This is a genomic window from Thiobacter sp. AK1 (assembly GCF_039822265.1).
Classification (GTDB): domain Bacteria; phylum Pseudomonadota; class Gammaproteobacteria; order Burkholderiales; family Thiobacteraceae; genus Thiobacter; species Thiobacter aerophilum.
Genome location: NZ_JBAJEX010000001.1, coordinates 532,489 through 551,451, shown reverse-complemented (window position 1 = coordinate 551,451; position 18,963 = coordinate 532,489). Strand labels below are relative to the sequence as shown.

General features: G+C 63.2%; 17 protein-coding genes and 1 other RNA gene. 9 read left to right on the top strand and 9 right to left on the bottom strand.

Features of this window, described 5'->3' with window-relative positions; all coding sequences use genetic code 11:
* Window positions 1–114: 114 nt before the first annotated feature.
* Window positions 115–2,370: a cyanophycin metabolism-associated ABC transporter gene (locus tag V6E02_RS02845; RefSeq protein ID WP_347306925.1), complete on the top strand. Its 2,256-nt coding sequence runs from the start codon at window positions 115–117 to the stop codon at window positions 2,368–2,370.
* Window positions 2,367–2,834, top strand: a complete 468-nt coding sequence (locus V6E02_RS02840; RefSeq protein WP_347306923.1) for a cyanophycin metabolism-associated DUF1854 family protein — start codon at window positions 2,367–2,369, stop codon at window positions 2,832–2,834. Before V6E02_RS02845 ends, V6E02_RS02840 begins: the two co-directional genes overlap by 4 nt.
* Window positions 2,835–2,874: 40 nt before the next feature.
* On the opposite strand, the gene V6E02_RS02835 is transcribed toward V6E02_RS02840, so the two are convergent.
* The 4 genes from V6E02_RS02835 to V6E02_RS02820 form a co-directional block, all read right to left on the bottom strand.
* A complete protein-coding gene (locus V6E02_RS02835; protein ID WP_347306921.1) occupies window positions 2,875–3,327 on the bottom strand; it encodes a copper chaperone PCu(A)C in 453 nt (150 codons plus the stop codon).
* A 366-nt stretch (window positions 3,328–3,693) separates the two neighbouring features.
* Entirely contained in the window at window positions 3,694–4,065 is a 372-nt protein-coding gene (locus V6E02_RS02830) for an SCP2 sterol-binding domain-containing protein (RefSeq protein ID WP_347306919.1), read from the bottom strand.
* Window positions 4,066–4,112: 47 nt separating this feature from the next.
* A complete protein-coding gene (locus V6E02_RS02825; protein WP_347306917.1) occupies window positions 4,113–4,442 on the bottom strand; it encodes a DUF2173 family protein in 330 nt (109 codons plus the stop codon).
* A gap of 10 nt (window positions 4,443–4,452) precedes the next feature.
* Entirely contained in the window at window positions 4,453–4,782 is a 330-nt protein-coding gene (locus V6E02_RS02820) for a DUF2173 family protein (protein ID WP_347306915.1), read from the bottom strand.
* A gap of 220 nt (window positions 4,783–5,002) precedes the next feature.
* On the opposite strand from V6E02_RS02820, the gene V6E02_RS02815 reads away from it, so the two are divergent.
* The 3 genes from V6E02_RS02815 to katG all read left to right on the top strand — a co-directional run bounded on the left by V6E02_RS02815 (window position 5,003) and on the right by katG (window position 9,107).
* Window positions 5,003–6,349, top strand: coding sequence for a sigma-54 interaction domain-containing protein (locus V6E02_RS02815; protein WP_347306913.1), 1,347 nt, complete (start codon window positions 5,003–5,005; stop codon window positions 6,347–6,349).
* Between the two features lie 40 nt (window positions 6,350–6,389).
* Window positions 6,390–6,800 (top strand): EamA family transporter, encoded by a 411-nt coding sequence (locus tag V6E02_RS02810; protein WP_347306911.1) that lies wholly within the window; start codon window positions 6,390–6,392, stop codon window positions 6,798–6,800.
* 132 nt (window positions 6,801–6,932) lie between these two features.
* The gene (katG, locus tag V6E02_RS02805) at window positions 6,933–9,107 is read left to right on the top strand and encodes a catalase/peroxidase HPI (RefSeq protein ID WP_347306910.1); all 2,175 of its coding nucleotides are present in this window, start codon (window positions 6,933–6,935) and stop codon (window positions 9,105–9,107) included.
* A 237-nt stretch (window positions 9,108–9,344) separates the two neighbouring features.
* Here katG and ssrA read toward each other — a convergent pair.
* Window positions 9,345–9,708, bottom strand: a transfer-messenger RNA (tmRNA) gene (gene ssrA, locus V6E02_RS02800).
* 424 nt (window positions 9,709–10,132) lie between these two features.
* On the opposite strand from ssrA, the gene V6E02_RS02795 reads away from it, so the two are divergent.
* Entirely contained in the window at window positions 10,133–10,345 is a 213-nt protein-coding gene (locus V6E02_RS02795; protein WP_347306908.1) for a hypothetical protein, read from the top strand.
* Window positions 10,346–10,405: 60 nt separating this feature from the next.
* Here V6E02_RS02795 and gph read toward each other — a convergent pair whose 3' ends face one another.
* Genes gph through V6E02_RS02775 form a run of 4 tightly spaced genes read right to left on the bottom strand, consistent with a single transcriptional unit; the run spans window position 10,406 to window position 13,846 of the window.
* A complete protein-coding gene (gene gph / locus V6E02_RS02790; protein ID WP_347306906.1) occupies window positions 10,406–11,059 on the bottom strand; it encodes a phosphoglycolate phosphatase in 654 nt (217 codons plus the stop codon).
* 14 nt (window positions 11,060–11,073) lie between these two features.
* Window positions 11,074–11,769, bottom strand: a complete 696-nt coding sequence (gene ubiG / locus V6E02_RS02785) for a bifunctional 2-polyprenyl-6-hydroxyphenol methylase/3-demethylubiquinol 3-O-methyltransferase UbiG (protein WP_347306904.1) — start codon at window positions 11,767–11,769, stop codon at window positions 11,074–11,076.
* Window positions 11,766–13,082, bottom strand: a complete 1,317-nt coding sequence (locus V6E02_RS02780) for a TRZ/ATZ family hydrolase (RefSeq protein ID WP_347306902.1) — start codon at window positions 13,080–13,082, stop codon at window positions 11,766–11,768. The genes ubiG and V6E02_RS02780 overlap by 4 nt, the downstream gene beginning before the upstream one ends.
* Before the next feature lie 56 nt (window positions 13,083–13,138).
* Window positions 13,139–13,846, bottom strand: coding sequence for an OmpA family protein (locus tag V6E02_RS02775; protein ID WP_347306900.1), 708 nt, complete (start codon window positions 13,844–13,846; stop codon window positions 13,139–13,141).
* Between the two features lie 241 nt (window positions 13,847–14,087).
* Here V6E02_RS02775 and gyrA point away from each other — a divergent pair, with 241 nt between their 5' ends.
* The 3 genes from gyrA (at window position 14,088) to V6E02_RS02760 (ending at window position 18,958) form a co-directional block, all read left to right on the top strand.
* Window positions 14,088–16,634, top strand: coding sequence for a DNA gyrase subunit A (gyrA, locus tag V6E02_RS02770; protein ID WP_347306898.1), 2,547 nt, complete (start codon window positions 14,088–14,090; stop codon window positions 16,632–16,634).
* Window positions 16,635–16,704: 70 nt separating this feature from the next.
* Window positions 16,705–17,787 carry a 3-phosphoserine/phosphohydroxythreonine transaminase gene (gene serC / locus V6E02_RS02765; RefSeq protein WP_347306897.1) on the top strand — a complete coding sequence of 361 codons (1,083 nt, stop codon included), beginning with the start codon at window positions 16,705–16,707 and terminating at the stop codon, window positions 17,785–17,787.
* Window positions 17,780–18,958, top strand: a complete 1,179-nt coding sequence (locus V6E02_RS02760) for a phosphoglycerate dehydrogenase (RefSeq protein WP_347306895.1) — start codon at window positions 17,780–17,782, stop codon at window positions 18,956–18,958. The genes serC and V6E02_RS02760 overlap by 8 nt, the downstream gene beginning before the upstream one ends.
* The last annotated feature ends 5 nt before the right edge of the window (window positions 18,959–18,963 follow it).

Below are 18,963 nucleotides of genomic sequence, written 5' to 3'. Positions count from 1 at the left end.
AACCGAAAAGCGCCTTTCCTGGATGCCTGGGTGTCGTCCAGGCGGCTTGAGCCGGTCAACCGCCGGCTTTACCACCCGTTGTTTTAGGCAGTAACGCAAAGCCCCCCTTTTCCGATGACAGCATCCCGTGAACCCGACTTCCCCCTGCAGACGGGGGAGCGGCTGTTGGCTACCCTCGAGCTGGATCTCGATGCCGGGCTTCATTTTGGTCGCGGTTGGCTAGCGCTGACGGACCGGCGCCTGCTGGCCCGGGCGCCCGGCGAGAGGGCCTGGCAGGCGTGGGCCTTTCGGCCGGGGCTCAAGCTGGAGCAATCGGACCATGCCGGCGTGGGTACGCTCGAGCTCCTGGATGAAGGCGGCCGCCTTGCCGTCTGGCACTACACGCTCGGCCATAATCTCGCCGCCACCCGCCTTGCGCGTCAGTTCGAGGGTGCCCGGGATGCCTGGCTTGATCGCCGGCCACTTCCGCCCGAGACGGAAAACCTCTGCCCCACCTGCCACGCACCCTTGCCGCCCGATGCCGAGGAATGTCCCGTGTGCGCGCGGGAGCATGAGGAACCGCCCTCCACCTGGGTGCTGCTGCGCCTGTGGCGCTTTGCCCGGCCCTATCGCGGTCGGCTTCTCGCAGCCTTCCTGCTCACGCTTGCGTCCACTGCCGCGGGGCTGGTGCCGCCTTACCTCACCATGCCCCTGATGGACGACGTGCTGATTCCCTACCAGAACGGCCAGCCCATCGACAGCCACAGGGTGATGCTACTGCTGGCAGGACTATTGGGCGCGGCGCTAGTTGCCTGGGCCTTGGGTTGGGCCCGCACCTACATCCTGGCTCTGGTGTCGGAGCGCATCGGCATGGACCTGCGCACGACCACCTACGAGCATCTGTTGCGCTTGTCCCTGGAATATTTCGGAGCCAAGCGCACAGGCGATCTCATGGCGCGCATCGGCTCCGAGACCGACCGCATCAACGTCTTTCTATCACTGCATCTGCTGGACTTCGCCACCGACGTCCTGATGATCCTGATGACGGCGGCGATACTGTTCTCCATCAACGCTTGGCTGGCGCTGGTGACGCTTTTGCCGCTTCCCTTCATCGCCTGGATGATCCACCTCGTGCGTGACCGGTTGCGTACTGGCTTCGAGAAGATCGACCGCGTCTGGTCCCAGGTGACCAGCGTGCTCGCCGATACCATTCCGGGCATACGCGTGGTGAAGGCCTTCGCCCAGGAAGAGCGCGAAGCCGAGCGTTTCCGCGAAGCCAACCGCCACAACCTGGCGGTGAACGACCGCCTGAATCGTATCTGGTCGCTGTTTTCCCCCACCGTCACCCTGCTTACGGAAGTGGGGCTGTTGGTGGTGTGGGCCTTCGGTATCTGGCAGGTTTCCCAGAACCAAATCACCGTCGGCGTGCTCACTGCCTTTCTGGCTTACATCGGGCGCTTCTACACGCGGCTGGATTCCATGAGCCGCATCGTCTCCGTGACCCAGAAGGCGGCCGCCGGTGCCAAGCGCATCTTTGACATCCTCGATCACGTCTCCACCGTACCGGAGCCGCTGCGGCCGGTGCACCTTGCGCAGGTGAAGGGGCGCATCGAACTCAGGCGTGTGGGTTTTCGCTACGGCAACCGCGCGGTGCTGCACGACATCAATCTGGTGATCGAACCCGGGGAAATGATCGGGCTGGTGGGGCACTCGGGGTCCGGCAAGAGCACCTTAGTCAATCTTATCTGCCGTTTCTACGATGTGACCGAGGGCGCCATCTTGGTGGATGGCGTGGACGTGCGTCAGCTCCCCATTGCCGAGTACCGGCGCCACATTGGACTGGTGCTACAGGAACCTTTCCTGTTTTTCGGCACCATCGCCGAGAACATCGCCTACGGCAAACCCCATGCTTCGCGTCAGGAGATCGTCGCCGCGGCGCGCGCCGCCCACGCTCACGAGTTCGTGTTGCGGCTGCCCCAGGCCTACGATTCCCTGGTGGGCGAGCGTGGGCACGGCCTTTCCGGCGGTGAGCGCCAACGCATCTCCATCGCCCGCGCGCTGCTCATCGACCCGCGCATCCTGATCCTGGACGAGGCCACCAGCTCCGTGGATACCGAAACGGAAAAGGAAATCCAGAAGGCCCTGGACAATCTAGTGGCGGGACGCACCACCATCGCCATCGCCCATCGGCTCTCCACTCTGCGTCGCGCGGATCGCCTGGTGGTGATGGATCGGGGCCGCATCGTCGAGATCGGGACCCACGACGAGCTCATGGCGCGCCAGGGGCACTACTGGCGCCTGTATCAGGCCCAAGCACGCAACGTGGATACCGAACCAGATGAAATGGAGGCGGAGTTGCCAGCGGTGGTGAAGGCAGCGAGCGCGCCATGAGTAAAGAATTCGAGCTCAGTCGCAATGCTTTTGGCCGGTTGGTGCTGAGCCTGCCGGATGGCAGCCGCTATGAAGGGGTGGTGCCGGTACGAGCCTTTCCCATCACCGCACCACGGGAAGGCGTGGCTCTGGTGGCGGCCGATGGCCACGAACGTCTGTGGATTCCTGCATTGGACGAGCTGGACGCGATGCGCCGCACCCTGATCGAGGAGGCGCTTGCCAGCCGCGAATTCATGCCGGAGATCCGGCGCATCCTGAAAGTCGAAAGCTTCGCCACCCCGAGCGTCTGGCAGGTGGAGACCGATCGTGGCCCGGCCCAGCTCACGCTCAAGGGCGAGGAGGATCTCCGTCCCTTGGGCGCCCACGGCCTGATCGTGGTGGACAGCCACGGCATTCAATTCTTGATCCGTGACGTGATGGCCTTGGACCGGACCAGCCGCCGCATCCTCGACCGCTTCCTGTAAAGGAAGCATTTAGGCCCGGCCTCGCCGGGCGTGCGCCATCTCAGTGGTGAGAATGACCCTGACCGTCGCCCCCCAGCGGCATGGCGTGCGCCTTGACTTGGATTTCCTGCTTGCCTGTCTTGGTCTCCACCACCAGAGTCAGAGGCACGCTGTCGCCTTCCTTCACCTGCCCTTTGAGACCCATGAGCATGATGTGGTAGCCACTGGGCGAGAGGGTCACCGGCTTGCCAGCGGGCAGATCCAGTTTGGGAATCGCGCGCATCTTCATCACGCCGCCTTCCATTTTCATCTCGTGGATCTCCACGATCTTGGCCACGGGCGAGCGTGCCGCGACCAGGCGCGCGTCTTCTTTGGCGGTAAGTTCCATGAAGGCACCGGTGGCGGTTTGTGCCGGCACCGTGGCGCGCACCCAGGGGTCTTTCACTTCCACTTGAGCTAGCGCGCTGCCGGCGACGAACAGGCTAAGGGCGGTCATCAGGCTGAGACGGTTCATGGTTCCTCCTTGCACGAAAGTCTCTTCCATGATGCCAGATTGGTGCTGTCCGGGCCGCGACAAATCGTCGCAGGCGCTGGCAGTATACCCGCGTAAGCCCGTCGGCACGAGTAACCAAATCGTCCTCTCTTGACGATGCCTCAGGGCGTGAAAACGGTATCGTCCCCACGCAAGGGGCAGGAAAATAGCCATGAAATCGTCTAGATTCCCGCTTGCTCAGGGGTGACGGCGAACGTGAGCCACCCAGAACCGGAGGTCCGCTCGCGCCGGGATGAGCGTCTCGGCGGCCGCGCGTCGCCGTTTTTTTGAATCAACGGCAAAAAACTCCGCACCTCCCACGCAGGAAGGCACGGAGAACGCGGCACCTTAAGCCTTGCCCAGCAAGGCGATGCTTTGCTCGAAGGGGCCCATGTATTTCATGGCGGTGATCATGGAACCCTGGAACTTGAGTTTCTTGGTGAGCAGGGCGGCGCGGCCCGAGAGAGAACCATCCCGCAGGCGCTGCCAGTTCTCGGGACTGGCCTTCATCACGAAGTCCGGCTTGCGCGGTGCAGAACCGTAGGCGGTGCCCACGGCTCGGCCATCCTGCACTTCGAGGAAGGCGCTGGGACGGGAACCATCCTCCCAGCCGTATTCGATCAAGGCGCTGAAACCCTTGAGACCACTCACTAGCGTTTCATTACGGTTCCACATGTCTTTATAGCGTTCGGCCCAGTTGGCCGAGAGAAAATCGTCCATCGTTCCTCCATAAAAAGCCGGCCGGGTCGCCCCGGCCGGACGCGGCTTTAGGCTGCGGAAAGCGCCTTATAGATCTCGTTGAAGGACGCTTCACCCACCCGGGCGAAGACGCCGGTGTTGCCCATGACGCAGACGGCAAACTTGGGGCCGGCCACCGCGAAGCCAGTGGCGGGCGTCCAGCCCGACTCACCGCTCATGGCGGTGTAGCCATCGGTCTGCATGCGCGCCATGTGCATGTTGGCGGCACACATGGCGGCGGCCATGGCCGCTTCGTCCTCGGTGATGTCGCCCACGTAGCCGGTCAGCTTGCCGTCGTCGGAAAAGGTGCCGGCGGCGAACACGCCCTTGATTTTCAGCAGTGCGTTCAGATCAGCCATGAGGATCTCCTTACAGGGACGCCAAAGTGGCGAAGGCTTTGTCGAAATCGGTGTCCTTGTTTTTCACGAACACCCCCACGTTGCCCACGATCAGGGCGGAGTTCTCCGGACCAGAGACGGCGAAGCCACGGGCCGGCTCGAAGCCGTCCTTGCCGGTGTACGCCGTCCAGCCCGACGCCTCCATCTTGGCCATCAGCATGTTGGCCGCGCACATCTGGGCCGCCATCTTCGCCGCTTGCAGCGGGATATTGCCCACGTAGTTGATGAGCTCGCCGGTGGGCGAGAACTCCCCGGCGGCAAACGCCCCCGGGATGCTCATTGCTTTCATGAGATCTGCCATCGTGACTCTCCTTGGAATTGACTGAAAACAGGGATGACCCCTGCACCAAGACCCTGAGCAACGCCCGTGCCAGCGATGAGAATTATTTGAAAACAATGGCTTATGTGGACGCTGGAGGCGCGATGTTGCACATAACCGTTGCGCTACAGTCGATGAGAATCTGAAAACCGCTATAGATCAAATGGTTGATATAATCGTTGCCGTTGCGCAACGGCATGCCATGCGGGAACTGCTACAGAACGAGGACATCTTGGAAGGGCTCCTGGCCGGTATCGACCAGGGCGTGCTGCTGGCCACGGTGGAGGGGCAAATCCTGTTCGCCAACGAGGCCCTGCGCCATCTGATGGAGCTTCCCGCCGGCGAGACGCCGCGTAGCCTCAACGACGTGGGCGGGGTGAATCTCAAGCTTGCCATCACCCGTGGCCTCATCGAGCGGGGTTTCGACGACGCGGTGAGCCGTCGCCAGAAAGGGGTGGTGGAACTGGAACGCTGGCTGGATCTACCCTCCGGCCGACGTTGTTTCCGTCTGCGCACCGGCATCGTCGAGCGCGAGCGCGGCGGCGCGGTGCGGCTGGTGCTGCTGCGGGACGTGACGGAAATGGCGCGACTGCGCGAAGGAGCGGCGGGCAGTGCCGCTCAGGACTTCATCACCCGCGACCCGCGCATGCTGGAAGTGCTGCGCCAGTTGCGCCAGGCTGCCCCCACCGAGGCCTACGTGCTGATGCAGGGCGAGTCTGGTACGGGGAAAAATGTGCTGGCCCGCCAGCTCCACCGCTTGAGTCCGCGCGCGGCACAGCCCCTGGTGGAAGTCAACTGCGCGGCCATTCCCTCCGAGCTTTTGGAATCCGAATTCTTCGGCCATGTCAAGGGTGCCTTCACCGGCGCCACCGGCGACCGCGCCGGCCGCTTCGCTGCTGCTGACCGCGGCACCCTGTTCCTGGACGAAGTGGGGGAGGTACCCCTGAACCTCCAGGCCAAGTTCCTCAAGGCCGTGCAGGAGCGGAGCTTCGAGCCGGTGGGCTCCAATCGCAGCCAGACGGTGGACGTGCGCATCGTCTCCGCTTCCAATCGGAACCTCAAGGATGCGGTGGAGGCGCGCCAGTTTCGCGCCGATCTCTATTACCGCCTGTCGGTGATCACCCTGCACATTCCGCCCTTGCGCGCGCGCAAGGCGGACATTCCGCTCCTGATCGACCATTTCCTGGACCGCCTCTACACGCGTGGCTACGCGCGCGCGGTGCTGGCGCCCGAGGCGCTGCGACTGTTGCTCGACTACCCCTGGCCGGGGAACGTGCGCGAACTGGAAAACGCCCTGGAACACGCCCTCATCTGCGCGGTGGAAGGCGTGATCCAGACGGAGAGTCTGCCCCAGGACATCCGCGACTACCACAGCCAGGGGGCGCTGCCCGCTGCGCTGCACAGGAGCGAGGATGCCGACAGTCATCTACGCGGCCAGATCCTGTTTGCACTCAAACGCTGCGACGGCAACAAGGCCGCGGCGGCGAAAATGCTGGGCATCGACCGCACCACGCTGTGGCGGCGCATGCGCCGCCTGGGGCTGGCCTGACGGCCGCGCCATAACGTTCCAACGAGACCTCGCTCCACCAATGCAAACCTGGTATCTACCTGCTTTTCTCGCCTTCGTCTTCTGGGGGCTGTGGGCCTTGTTCCCCAAGATCACCACGCGCCTCATCGAACCCCGTAGCGCGCTCTTTTTCCAGGCGCTGGGGGCCTTTTGCGTAGCGTTGGTGGTGCTGGCCACGCTCAACTTTCGGCCCCAGTGGGACGCGCGTGCGGTGCCACTGGCCCTGCTGACCGGTGCCTTGGGCATGATCGGCGGCATCGCCTATATGTTTGCCATAGCGCGCGGCCCGGCGATGTTGGTGTCGGTGCTCACCGCGCTCTATCCCTTGCTCACTGTGGTGCTCGCCTGGGCGTTCATGGGCGAGACGGTAAGCTTGCGCCAGTGGGCAGGCATCATGCTGGCGCTGTTCGCGATGGTACTCCTTGCCGGATGAGGAATTGATGTCATCGATCTCAGGCTGGAAGACAATCAATTGGATATATGGCGGGAACGGGCCTAAGGTTTGGGCGTGGGGCGGACCGCAGCGATCCGCCACCATTCCTTCACCCGAACCCAGGAGGCAGTCATGTCCCAGCTTGCGCAATGTCCCTTCCATGTGTCGGCAGAAGGCCGCTCCCTCGAGGACTGGTGGCCCAACCGGCTCAACCTGAAACTGCTCCGTGCGCCCTCGCCCCTGTCCGACCCCATGGGGCCGGACTTCGACTATCGCCGGGAATTCGAGCGTCTCGATCTTGCCGCGGTGAAAGCCGATTTGCGCGCCCTCATGCGCGCTTCCCAGGATTGGTGGCCAGCGGATTTCGGCCACTACGGGCCCCTGTTCATCCGCATGGCCTGGCATTCCGCCGGCACCTACCGGATCGGTGACGGGCGCGGCGGCGCCGGCAGCGGCCAGCAACGCTTCGCGCCCATCAACAGTTGGCCCGACAACGCCAACCTGGACAAGGCGCGCCGGCTGCTGTGGCCGGTGAAGCGCAAATATGGCCGCAAGATTTCCTGGGCCGATCTCATGATCCTGGCCGGCAACGTCGCCCTGGAGGACATGGGCTTCAAAACTTTCGGTTTTGGCGGCGGCCGCGTGGATGCCTGGGAACCGGACGAATCTGTCCATTGGGGTCCGGAAGGCAAGTGGCTGGAGGACCGCCGCCATCGCGGTGGCGCGCTGGATGACCCGCTCGCGGCAGTGCAGATGGGACTCATCTATGTCAACCCGGAAGGTCCCAACGGCCAACCCGACCCGGTGGCCGCGGCCCGCGACATCCGTGAAACCTTCCGGCGCATGGGCATGAACGACGAGGAAACCGTGGCCCTGATCGCTGGCGGACACAGCTTTGGTAAAACCCACGGCGCCGGTCCGGCCAGCCATCTGGGGCCAGAGCCGGAAGCGGCACCCATCGAGCAGCAGGGCTTGGGCTGGATGTCGAGTTTTCGTAGTGGCAAGGGACCGGACACCATCACCGGTGGGCCGGAGGTCACCTGGACCCAGACGCCTACCCGCTGGAGCCATCATTTCCTGCAAAACCTGTTCGGCTATGAGTGGGAGTTGATGAAGAGTCCGGCGGGGGCTTGGCAGTGGGTGGCCAAGGACGCACCGGAGGTGATCCCCGATGCCTTCGACCCCCAGAAGAAACATCGTCCTACCATGCTCACCACGGATCTCGCCTTGCGTTTCGATCCCACCTACGAGAAGATCGCGCGCCGCTTCCTGGAACACCCGGAAAGCCTGGAAGAGGCGTTCGCGCGCGCCTGGTTCAAGCTGGTGCACCGGGATATGGGGCCGAAGAGCCGCTACCTGGGGCCGGAAGTGCCGAAGGAAGATCTCATCTGGCAAGATCCCCTGCCCCCGGTGACACACCCGCTGATCGATGCGGCTGACATTGCCACCCTCAAGGCGCGAATTCTCGCCAGTGGGGTCTCGGTGCGTGATCTGGTGTATGTGGCCTGGTCTGCCGCGGCGACTTTCCGCGGCTCCGATAAGCGGGGTGGTGCAAATGGTGCCCGCATCCGGCTTGCGCCCCAGAAGGATTGGCCGGTGAACGAGCCGGACACGCTCGCCCGCGTCCTGGCAGTGCTGGGCGAGATCCAGTCGACCTTCAACCGCGCCGCAGCCGGTGGCCGGCGCGTGTCCTTGGCGGACCTGATCGTGCTCGCGGGCTGCGCAGCGGTGGAGGAGGCTGCGCGCGCGGCCGGGGTGGCGGTAGCCGTGCCCTTCACTCCCGGTCGTACCGATGCCACTTCGGACCAGACCGACGTGGAAGCCTTCGCCGTGCTGGAACCTTTCGCGGATGGCTTTCGCAACGACCTGCGCGCGCCTTGCCACATCCCCGCCGAGCACCTGCTGGTGGACCGCGCCCAGCTGCTCACCCTCACCGTGCCGGAGATGACCGTGTTGCTGGGCGGACTGCGGGTGCTCGGGGCCAATCACGGCCACAGCCTCGACGGCGTATTCACCCACCAGGTGGGCGTGCTTGGCAACGACTTCTTCGTCAACCTGCTGGATATGGGGACGGAGTGGAAGCCGGTGGATACCACACAACACCGATTCGAGGGGCGGGATCGTAGAACGGGCGAGGTGAAATGGACCGCTACTCGGGTTGATCTGGTATTCGGCGCCAATGCAGAGCTACGCGCCGTGGCGGAGGCCTATGGCGCGGAGGACGCGCGGGAGGCGTTTGTGCGAGATTTCGTCGCCGCCTGGAACAAGGTGATGATGCTGGATCGCTTCGACGTGGTGTGGCGCTGACGCGCGCCATGAGGCCGGCCGTGGCCGGCCTCATGTGGCTAGCGACGATTGCGTAATTGAGTGACACCTGTGCGCCGCGGCCCCGCACGCCGGGCGTCAGGCAAGCAGCCATGGAATACGCTGATTGCCACCTGCGCGAGAATAACGGCGCTTACGCGGCCTGGCAGCCATTCATGTAATGACGCTCGATTGGTGCGCGAAAAGACAAAGCCCGGCGCAAGGCCGGGCTTGGGGTATTGGTGGAGGCGGCGGGAATTGAACCCGCGTCCGTAAGTCCTACACAGCCAGTTCTACATACTTAGCCGCGTCTTTTGATTTGACCCGCACCCCGCCGACGGGCAGGCTGGTTACGGGCGATCCGCTCGATTTTCGTCCCGACCCCCGCGGCGTGGGCCAGGCTTACTTCCTGCTGTTCATGACGCTGCTGCTGGTTTGACCCAGCCCGGCCCGCAGGCCGACCGGTGCAGCGTCTGGCCTCAAGCGGCCAGAGCGTAAGATTCGTCGTTGGCGACTATCTTGGATTCGGCTGGATTAACGAGGTACTCCGACCCTCGGTATGCCCTGACTGCTTCGCAACCCACGTCGAAACCGGGTCGCCCCCATGAGCAAGTCGTTGCCTGTGAGTCTCTTTGCCGAAGAAAGTTCCCACATTGGCGTTGCGATTATACACCGACGGTTGCGGAGCGGGTGACGGCGTCGCAACCCTCCCCATCGCAGACTGCGTCGGGCACGGTGTCGGACGGACCCGCGGTGGGCCATGCTGCCTGCCGGTGCTGCGTTCAGTGAGCATATGGCTGACACGGCGCGCCGCGCACCAAGCCACGCGAGCCGCTGCCCGGCACCGCAGCAGGAATATCGCCTCGCCTGGCCCGAGCAGAGGGGCTTGCCGTCGAATTCGAACGGAATGATCGTCACGGGCCACGCGCCCCATATGGGCAAGGATGAGGGCGGTTTTGCTATAATTCGGCCCCGGCAACACTGTGCTTTTCTCTTTTGACCGCGTGCAACTTTCTCTGGAGGAAACCATGGACCAATCCCAGCTCATTCAGGAAAAGCTGAAGCTCGACGCGGAGCTCCAGGCCTACATCAAGGAGCATGGCTTCGATTACAACGAATATTGCGCACCTTCCCCCGGCAGCTGGTACGAAAGCTACCGCAAGCGGGTGAAGGCGGTCGAAGACCAGCTTCTGCCCAAGCTCAAATACTGGGTGGGCCCGGGCGACCAGAAGGCGGCCTGAGGATCTTTCCACCATGCAAAAAGCGGCCTGCGGGCCGCTTTTTTTGTTGGTGCTTTGGGCCTAGGCGAGCCAGTGGAGCAAATCTGCGGGCGTGTCTATCAGGCCTAGGGCACCCCAGGCGGTCGGTTCATCCTCCGCGGCGAGATAGCCGTAGCGGGCCACTAGCGCAGGCATGCCTGCGGCGCGTGCCGCGGCCACGTCTCGCTGCGCATCGCCCACATACAGGCAGTTCCTGCTGGGCAGCACCAGTTGGCGCGCGGCTTCGAGTAAGGGTTCGGGATGGGGTTTGGCATTGGCGGTGGTATCGCCCGAGACGATGCAAGCGGCGCGGGAGGCCAGTCCGAGGGCGTGCAGCAGGGGCAGGGTGAAACGCGCCGGCTTGTTGGTGACCACTCCCCAGCGCAGGCCGCGGCGCTCCAATGCCGCCAGCGTTTCCTCCATGCCCGGAAACAGCACGGTCTGGTCGCATAAGTGACGCCCATAGAGCTCAAGGAATTCGCTACGCATGGCCGCAAATTCTGGGGTATCCGGGCGCAGGTCGAAGCCCAGGGCGAGCAGGCCGCGCGCGCCGTGAGAGGCCACGGGCCGGATGGCCTCGAATGGTAGCGGCGGCAGGCCATGCAGCCGCCTTTGCTCGTTGAGGGCAAAGGCCAGATCGCGGGCGGTGTCGGCGAGCGTACCGTCCAGATCGAACAGGACGGCTTCAACGAGCATGCTGGCTCACCCCCTCAAGCCTCCCGCCGCGCCTGAAGCAAGTAGTTGACATCGGTGTCAGACCCCAAGGAATACACCCGGGTGAAGGGGTTATAGCTCATGCCGATGATCTCCATCACGGTGAGACCGGCCTCGCGGCAGAAGCGAGACAGTTCCGAGGGCTTGAGAAACTTGGCGTAGTCGTGGGTGCCGCGCGGCAGCAGGCCCAGCACGTATTCCGCGCCGATGATGGCGAACAGATAGGATTTGGGATTGCGGTTGATGGTGGAGAAAAATACGGCTCCACCGGGTTTCACCAAGCGAGCGCAGGCGTGCACGGTGCTTGCCGGATCCGGCACGTGCTCCAGCATTTCCATGCAGGTCACCACGTCGAAGGCGGCCGGCATTTCCTCCGCCAGGGCTTCTGCCGAAATGAGGCGATACGCCACCCGGCGACCGGATTCCAAGAGATGTAGCCGTGCCACCTTGAGGGCCTTCTCGGCAAGGTCGATGCCCATCACCTCGGCGCCGCGCTCTGCCATGGCCTCGGCGAGGATGCCGCCACCGCAGCCCACATCCAGCACCTTCTTGCCGGCAAGTCCTGCTTGGCGGTCGATCCAATCTAGGCGCAGGGGGTTGATGTCGTGCAGGGGCTTGAATTCACTGTTGGGGTCCCACCAGCGATGGGCCAGGGCGGCGAATTTCTGCAGTTCCACTTCGTCGGCGTTCATGTCTTGGCTCCCAGAATGCGATTCCAGTGGCTTGCCTTGGCCATTAGCTCGCGTTCGTCCAGTTTGGTGAGGACGCGTGCATCGAGCAGCAATTCCCCCTCCACCCAGACGTGGCTTATGTGCTCGCGACCGGCGGCGTACACCAGATGGGAGACGACATCATAGCAGGGCAGGGTCTCCAGCTCCGACAGATCGACCGCTACGATGTCGGCGGCCTTGCCCGGCACTAAAGAACCGATGCGCGCATCCAGGCCCAGGGCGCGCGCGCCGTGGAGCGTGGCCATGGCCAGCGCCTGATGGGCGGTGAGGGCCGTCGGCTCGCCGGTACTACCTTTGGCGAGCAGGGCGGCGGTGCGCGCCTCGTTCAGGAGATCGAGGCGGTTGTTGCTGGCCGCGCCATCCGTACCCAGAGCCACGTTGACACCCGCTGCCAGGAGAGCAGGGACGGGGGCGATGCCGCTGGCCAGCTTGAGGTTGGAGCTGGGGCAGTGGGCCACGTGCACACCGGCGCGGGCGATGAGTTCGATTTCCGCTTCGTTGAGATGCACCATGTGCACCGCGATCAGGGTGGGGCCTAGCAGCCCCAGGGCCTGGAGGCGGGTAAGCGGCCGCACCTGGTGTTCGGCGAGGCTGCCGGCGATCTCGTCCGCCGTTTCGTGCAGGTGCATGTGGATCGGCAGTTCCAATTGGTCTGCCAGAGTGAGGATCTTGGTCAGGGTGCGATCGCTCACCGTGTACGGCGCATGGGGCGCCATGGTGAAGGACAGCCGCGACTCGCCTTTGTAGGCATCGCGCACCGCCAGCCCTTTGCGCAGATAGTCCTCGGGATCGCCTGCGTAGGAGCTGGGGAAGTCCAGCGTGATGATGCCCAGCGCCGCGCGCATGCCGCTTGCCAGCACCGCATCTGCCGTGGCCTCGGGAAAGAAATACATGTCGTTGAAGCAGGTTACTCCGGCACGCAGCATCTCGGCGCAGGCCAAGAGGCTGCCGTCTTGCACGAACTCAGCCGACACGTGACGATTCTCTGCGGGCCAGATGTGCTCCTTGAGCCATGTCATGAGGGGCAGATCGTCTTTGAGCCCCCGCATCAGGCTCATGGCGGCGTGGGTGTGCAGGTTGACGAGCCCGGGGATGAGTGCGTGGGAATCGAGCCGGGTCTCGGTCACGTCGGGATGGCGTCTGTGCGCCTCCGCCGTGGGCAGCAGGGCGGTGATCACGCCGTCTTCCACGAGCAAGCTATGGTGCTCCAAGGTGATGCCGGCGGGTTCCACCGGGACGATCCAGCGGGCACTCAACAGGTGTGCTGCGGTCATGGACACGCTCAAAAAAAAGCCCCGCGCAGGGCGGGGCCGGTTGGGAATGGCGAGATTTAGTCGGCGGAGGACTTTTGCACCTTGATTTCCACCACCACGCGGCGGTTGGGTTGCAGACACTCCACCAGTTTCTTGTTGTGGCGATTTTCCGGACCCTTGATGTTCTTGCAGTCCACCACTGGCTCGGATTCACCCTTGGCCGCAGTTTCCAGGCGGCTGGCTTCGATGCCTTGGGAGATCAGGTACTCCTTCACCGCATTGGCGCGACGCTCGGAGAGCTTCATGTTGTACTTCGCGCTGCCGATGCGGTCGGCGTGGCCGGTGATCAGCAGTACTTCCACCTGGGGATACTCCTTCATCTTGGCCACCACTTCCCGATCCAGCACCGCTTTGCCGTCCGGACGCACCACGGCCTTGTCGAAGTCGAACAAGGCCTCGGCTTGGATGGTTACCTTGGCGAAGGCGGGCTTGGCAGGACCGGTGGGCGGCACGAGCGGTGCGGCGGGGACGGTGTCCTGTTTGGCGGCGGCCTTGGGCGCTTCTTTTTTCACCAAATCCGGATCGCACTCCGCGGTCGCCATGGAGGGCGTCCAATAGCCGCTGCGCCAACATTGGTTGTAGTTGTTTTTCCAGACATTGCCGCTGTTGTCATACCAGTAGCCGGGCGAGCGCTCGGCGGCCTGCACCGGCATCAGGGCGGTCGCAGCCAGAGTCAGCGCCGCAAGCATGCCCGAGCAAATTTTCGCACGCGAGGAAGTAACCATCGTTCGAGCCTTTCTTGTTCGGTCAAGATTTTGTGAAGAGAAACCGCTGCGGCACGGAGCCGTCAACTCATCGCCAAGCATAAACGCAAAGTCACGTGAAAACAAGGCGCATGGGTCTTGCGCCGCTGTTGTTGGCGGCTTTCTCGCTGGGCGAGTGGCCCGGGCGGGGTGGGCATGCTAGACTTAGTCCTATTTTTTCCGTCGCTAGGCCCCCGGCGGGTACTGCCAAGCCACTGAAAACATGGACCAATTTGCAAAAGAAACGATTCCCGTCAGTCTCGAAGAGGAGATGCGCAACTCCTATCTCGATTACGCCATGAGCGTGATCGTGGGTCGGGCCTTGCCCGACGTGCGGGATGGCTTGAAGCCCGTGCACCGGCGCGTGCTGTTCGCCATGCACGAGTCCAACAACGTGTGGAACCGCCCCTACGTGAAGTGCGCGCGGGTCGTGGGTGATGTGCTCGGTAAGTATCACCCCCACGGTGATACGGCCACCTACGAGGCGCTGGTGCGCATGGCGCAGGACTTCTCCATGCGCTATACGCTCATCGACGGCCAAGGCAACTTCGGCTCCGTGGACGGGGATTCGCCCGCCGCCTACCGTTATACCGAGTGCCGGCTGGAGCGCATCGCCTCGGAGATGCTCGCCGACATCGATAAGGAAACCGTCGATTTCGTCCCCAACTACGACGGCAAGGAGCGGGAGCCCACCGTCCTGCCCACGCGCATCCCCAATCTGCTGATCAATGGCTCAGCCGGTATTGCCGTGGGCATGGCCACCAACATCCCGCCCCACAATCTCGGCGAGGTGGTGGAGGCGTGTCTGGCGCTGCTCGAAAACCCGGACATCGAGGTGGACGAGCTGATCGACATCGTCCCCGCGCCGGATTTCCCCACCGCGGGCATCATCTTCGGTGTGGCCGGTATTCGCGAGGGCTACCGCACCGGCCGCGGGCGGGTGGTGATCCGTGCCCGCACCCACTTCGAGGATCTGGATAAGTCCGGCAGCCGCCAGGCCATCATCATCGACGAGCTGCCGTATCAGGTGAACAAGGCCAATCTGCTCATGCGCATCGGCGAGCTGGTGCGCGAGAAAAAGATCGAGGGCATCTCCGACCTGCGCGACGAGTCGGACAAGTCCGGCATGCGGGTGGTGATCGAACTCAAGCGCGGCGAGATGCCGGAGGTGGTGTTGAACAATCTGTTCAAGCTCACCCAGATGCAGGATACCTTCGGCATGAACATGGTGGCCCTGGTGGATGGCCAGCCGCGTCTGCTCAATCTGAAGCAGATGCTGGATGCTTTCCTGCGGCATCGGCGCGAAGTGGTGACCCGTCGCACCATCTTCGAACTGCGCAAGGCGCGGGAGCGTGGGCACATCTTGGAGGGTCTGGCGGTGGCGCTGTCCAACGTGGACGAGATCATCGCCCTGATCAAGGCATCCGAGACGCCAGCGGTCGCCAAGGAAAGGCTGATGGCAAAGGTCTGGCGATCGCCCCTGGTGGAGGAAATGCTGGCGCGGGCGGGAGCCGATGCCACGCGGCCCGAGGGTCTGCTCCCGGAATACGGCCTGGCTGCCCAGGGCTACCGCCTGTCGGATGCCCAGGCGCAGGCGATTCTCGAGCTGCGGCTGCAGCGCCTCACCGGACTCGAGCAGGACAAGATCCTGGCGGAATATCGGGAGGTGATCGACAAAATTGCGGACTACCTGGACATCTTGGCGAAGCCGGCACGCATCACCGGCATCATCAAGGAGGAACTTGCGCAGATCAAGGCACAGTATGGCGACAAGCGCCGAAGCGAAATCGTGGTCGATGCCCAAGATCTGTCCTTGGAGGACTTGATTGCGCCGGAGGACGTGGTGGTCACCCTGTCGCACTCCGGCTACATCAAGGCCCAGCCCATTGCCGACTATCGAGCGCAGAAGCGCGGCGGCCGCGGCAAGCAGGCGGCAGCCACCAAGGAAGACGATTTCATCGAGAAGCTGTTCATCGCCAACACCCACGACCACATCTTGTGCTTCTCCAACCGCGGGCGGGTGTACTGGCTCAAGGTGTACAACGTGCCACAAGGCAGCCGTACCTCGCGCGGCAAGCCCATCGTCAATCTGGTGCCCCTGATGGAGCATGAGAAGATCACCGCTGTGCTGCCGGTGAAGGAATTCGACGACGAGCATTTCGTGTTCATGGCCACCGCCATGGGTACCGTGAAGAAAACGCCGCTGTCGGAGTTTTCCCGTCCTCGCTCCACCGGCATCATCGCCGTCAACCTCGACGATGGTGACTATCTGGTGGGGGCCGACATCACCAATGGCCGCTGTGACGTGATGCTCTTCTCGGATGGCGGCAAGGCAGTGCGCTTCGATGAGAACGATGTGCGCCCCATGGGCCGCAATGCGCATGGCGTGCGTGGCATGAAGCTTTTGCCTGGCCAGAAGGTGATTTCCATGGTGGTGGCCGGCGAGGAGAAATTTTCCGTGCTCACCGCCACCGAGAACGGCTATGGCAAACGCACGCCGCTCGTCGAATACACCCGCCATGGCCGCGGCACGCAGGGCATGATCGCGATCCAGACCACGGAGCGCAATGGCAAGGTAGTGGCCGCGGCGCTGGTGGACGAAAACGACGAGATCATGCTCATCACCACCGGTGGCGTGCTGATCCGCACCCGCGTCAAGGAGATCCGCGAGATGGGCCGTGCCACCCAGGGGGTGATCTTGATCAACCTGGACGAGGGCGAGAAGCTGGTGGGGGTACAGCGCATCGTCGAACGCGACGAAGACGAATGATCAAGGGATGCGAACACGTCTTGTGCGTGGTCGTGATGCATGGGCAAGGATGAACGATAAAGGTTGAACGATGGAGCGGGTTTACAACTTCAGCGCCGGACCTGCCGCATTGCCGCTGGAAGTGCTCGAGCAGGCGCGCGACGAGCTGGTCAATTGGCAAGGTTGCGGCATGTCCGTGATGGAGATGAGCCATCGCGGCAAGGAGTTCATGGGGATCGCCGCCCAGGCGGAGGCCGACCTGCGCGAGCTGATGGAGATACCGGCCCACTATAAGGTTTTGTTCCTCCAGGGGGGGGCGTCCCTGCAGTTCGCGATGGTGCCCATGAACTTGCTGCGCGGCAAAGCCTCGGCCGACTATCTCAACACCGGCGAATGGTCTAAGAAGGCGATCAAGGAAGCGAAGAAGTTCTGCGCGGTCAACATCGTGGCCAGCTCCGAGGACCGCAACTTTTCCTATGCGCCCAGCCAGGAGCAATGGCAGCTGGACCCCAATGCGGCCTATCTGCACTACACACCCAATGAAACCATTGGCGGCGTGGAGATCTTCTGGACACCGGACACTGGCGCAGTGCCGCTGGTGGCGGACATGTCTTCCAACATCCTGTCGCGGCCCATCGACGTTACGCGCTATGGGCTGATTTATGCCGGGGCGCAGAAGAACATTGGCCCGGCGGGATTGACCATCGTCATCGTGCGCGAGGATCTCTTGGGGCAGCCGCTAGCCGGAACGCCCACCATGCTGGACTACAAGACCCACGCCGACAACGACTCCATGTACAACACCCCGCCCACCTTTGCCATCTACATGGCAGGACTGGTGTTCAAGTGGCTCAAGCGGCGCGGCGGCCTCAAGGCGATGGAGGAATACAATATCGCCAAGGCAAAGGTCCTGTACGACTATCTGGATAGCACCGACTTTTATCACTGCCCGACGGCGCGCGAGAATCGTTCCCGCATGAACGTGCCTTTCACCCTGCGCGACCCCAGTCTGGACGAGGCCTTCCTCAAAGGGGCCAAGGAGCACGGCCTGGTGCAACTCAAGGGGCATCGCTCGGTGGGGGGTATGCGCGCCTCCATCTACAACGCCATGCCCATCGAGGGCGTGAAAGCGCTGGTGGAATACATGAAAGCCTTCGAGAAACAACATGGCTGAGAAGTATCGCATCCTCACCCTCAACAACATTTCGCCGGCTGGGCTGGCGCGCCTGCCTTCCGAGCGTTACATCATAGGCAGCGATGTGGCTGAACCGGATGCCATCCTGGTACGCTCCGCCAAGATGCATGAGATGGTGATTCCAGCCAGTGTCAAGGCCATCGGCCGCGCCGGTGCCGGCACCAACAACATTCCTGTAGCGAAGATGAGCGAGCGCGGGGTGCCCGTGTTCAACGCCCCCGGTGCCAATGCCAATGCAGTCAAGGAACTGGTGATCGCCGGCATGCTGATCGCCGCGCGCAATCTGATGCCGGCCTGGCAGTTCGCCGAGTCCCTGTTGGGCGAGGACGCAGAAATTGCCAAGGCGGTGGAAGCGGGCAAGAAGAACTACACCGGCATCGAACTGCCAGGTCGCACCTTGGGTGTCATTGGCCTGGGCGCCATCGGTTCCTTGGTGGCGGATGCTGGCATTCGGCTGGGCATGAACGTGATCGGCTTCGATCCCGAGATCACGGTGGATGCGGCGTGGCGCCTGCCCGCCACTGTGAAAAAGGCGACCAGTGTCGAGGAGGTGGTGAAGAACAGCGATTTCATCAGCCTGCACGTGCCGCTCCTGGACAAGACCCGCAACATGATCGACGCCGCGCGCATCGCCTTGATGAAACCCGGCGCGGTGCTGCTCAACTTCGCGCGCGAAGGCATCGTGGATGACAAGGCCGTGGTGGAGGGCATTGCTGCGGGCAGGCTGCGTGGCTATGTCTGTGACTTTCCTTCCAATGCCCTCAAGGGAAACCCGCGCATCGTCGCCTTCCCGCACCTGGGCGCCTCCACTCAGGAAGCCGAAGAAAACTGCGCCGTGATGGTGGCGGAACAGGTGCGGGACTATCTGGAAAACGGCAACATCCTGAATGCGGTAAATTTCCCCAACGTTTCCATGGTGCGGGAATCGGCCTGGCGGATTGCCATTGCCAACGTTAACGTGCCCAACATGGTGGGTCAGATTTCCACCGCCATGGCCGAGGCAGGGCTCAACATTCACAACATGGTGAACAAGTCCAAAGGCGAGATGGCCTACACCCTGGTGGACGTGGACAGCGAGCCCACGCAGGCGGTGATCGGCCGCATCGCCGCTATCAAGGGCGTGCTCATGGTGCGTGCCATTCCCGCGTGAGCCAC

Excerpts from the sequence above, each read along its gene's own strand:
- V6E02_RS02845 (WP_347306925.1), top strand. The coding sequence starts at position 115 with ATGACAGCATCCCGTGAACCCGACTTCCCCCTGCAGACGGGGGAGCGG.
- V6E02_RS02840 (WP_347306923.1), top strand. The coding sequence starts at position 2,367 with ATGAGTAAAGAATTCGAGCTCAGTCGCAATGCTTTTGGCCGGTTGGTG.
- V6E02_RS02835 (WP_347306921.1), bottom strand. The coding sequence starts at position 3,327 with ATGAACCGTCTCAGCCTGATGACCGCCCTTAGCCTGTTCGTCGCCGGC.
- V6E02_RS02830 (WP_347306919.1), bottom strand. The coding sequence starts at position 4,065 with ATGGACGATTTTCTCTCGGCCAACTGGGCCGAACGCTATAAAGACATG.
- V6E02_RS02825 (WP_347306917.1), bottom strand. The coding sequence starts at position 4,442 with ATGGCTGATCTGAACGCACTGCTGAAAATCAAGGGCGTGTTCGCCGCC.
- V6E02_RS02820 (WP_347306915.1), bottom strand. The coding sequence starts at position 4,782 with ATGGCAGATCTCATGAAAGCAATGAGCATCCCGGGGGCGTTTGCCGCC.
- V6E02_RS02815 (WP_347306913.1), top strand. The coding sequence starts at position 5,003 with ATGCGGGAACTGCTACAGAACGAGGACATCTTGGAAGGGCTCCTGGCC.
- V6E02_RS02810 (WP_347306911.1), top strand. The coding sequence starts at position 6,390 with ATGCAAACCTGGTATCTACCTGCTTTTCTCGCCTTCGTCTTCTGGGGG.
- katG (WP_347306910.1), top strand. The coding sequence starts at position 6,933 with ATGTCCCAGCTTGCGCAATGTCCCTTCCATGTGTCGGCAGAAGGCCGC.
- V6E02_RS02795 (WP_347306908.1), top strand. The coding sequence starts at position 10,133 with ATGGACCAATCCCAGCTCATTCAGGAAAAGCTGAAGCTCGACGCGGAG.
- gph (WP_347306906.1), bottom strand. The coding sequence starts at position 11,059 with ATGCTCGTTGAAGCCGTCCTGTTCGATCTGGACGGTACGCTCGCCGAC.
- ubiG (WP_347306904.1), bottom strand. The coding sequence starts at position 11,769 with ATGAACGCCGACGAAGTGGAACTGCAGAAATTCGCCGCCCTGGCCCAT.
- V6E02_RS02780 (WP_347306902.1), bottom strand. The coding sequence starts at position 13,082 with ATGACCGCAGCACACCTGTTGAGTGCCCGCTGGATCGTCCCGGTGGAA.
- V6E02_RS02775 (WP_347306900.1), bottom strand. The coding sequence starts at position 13,846 with ATGGTTACTTCCTCGCGTGCGAAAATTTGCTCGGGCATGCTTGCGGCG.
- gyrA (WP_347306898.1), top strand. The coding sequence starts at position 14,088 with ATGGACCAATTTGCAAAAGAAACGATTCCCGTCAGTCTCGAAGAGGAG.
- serC (WP_347306897.1), top strand. The coding sequence starts at position 16,705 with ATGGAGCGGGTTTACAACTTCAGCGCCGGACCTGCCGCATTGCCGCTG.
- V6E02_RS02760 (WP_347306895.1), top strand. The coding sequence starts at position 17,780 with ATGGCTGAGAAGTATCGCATCCTCACCCTCAACAACATTTCGCCGGCT.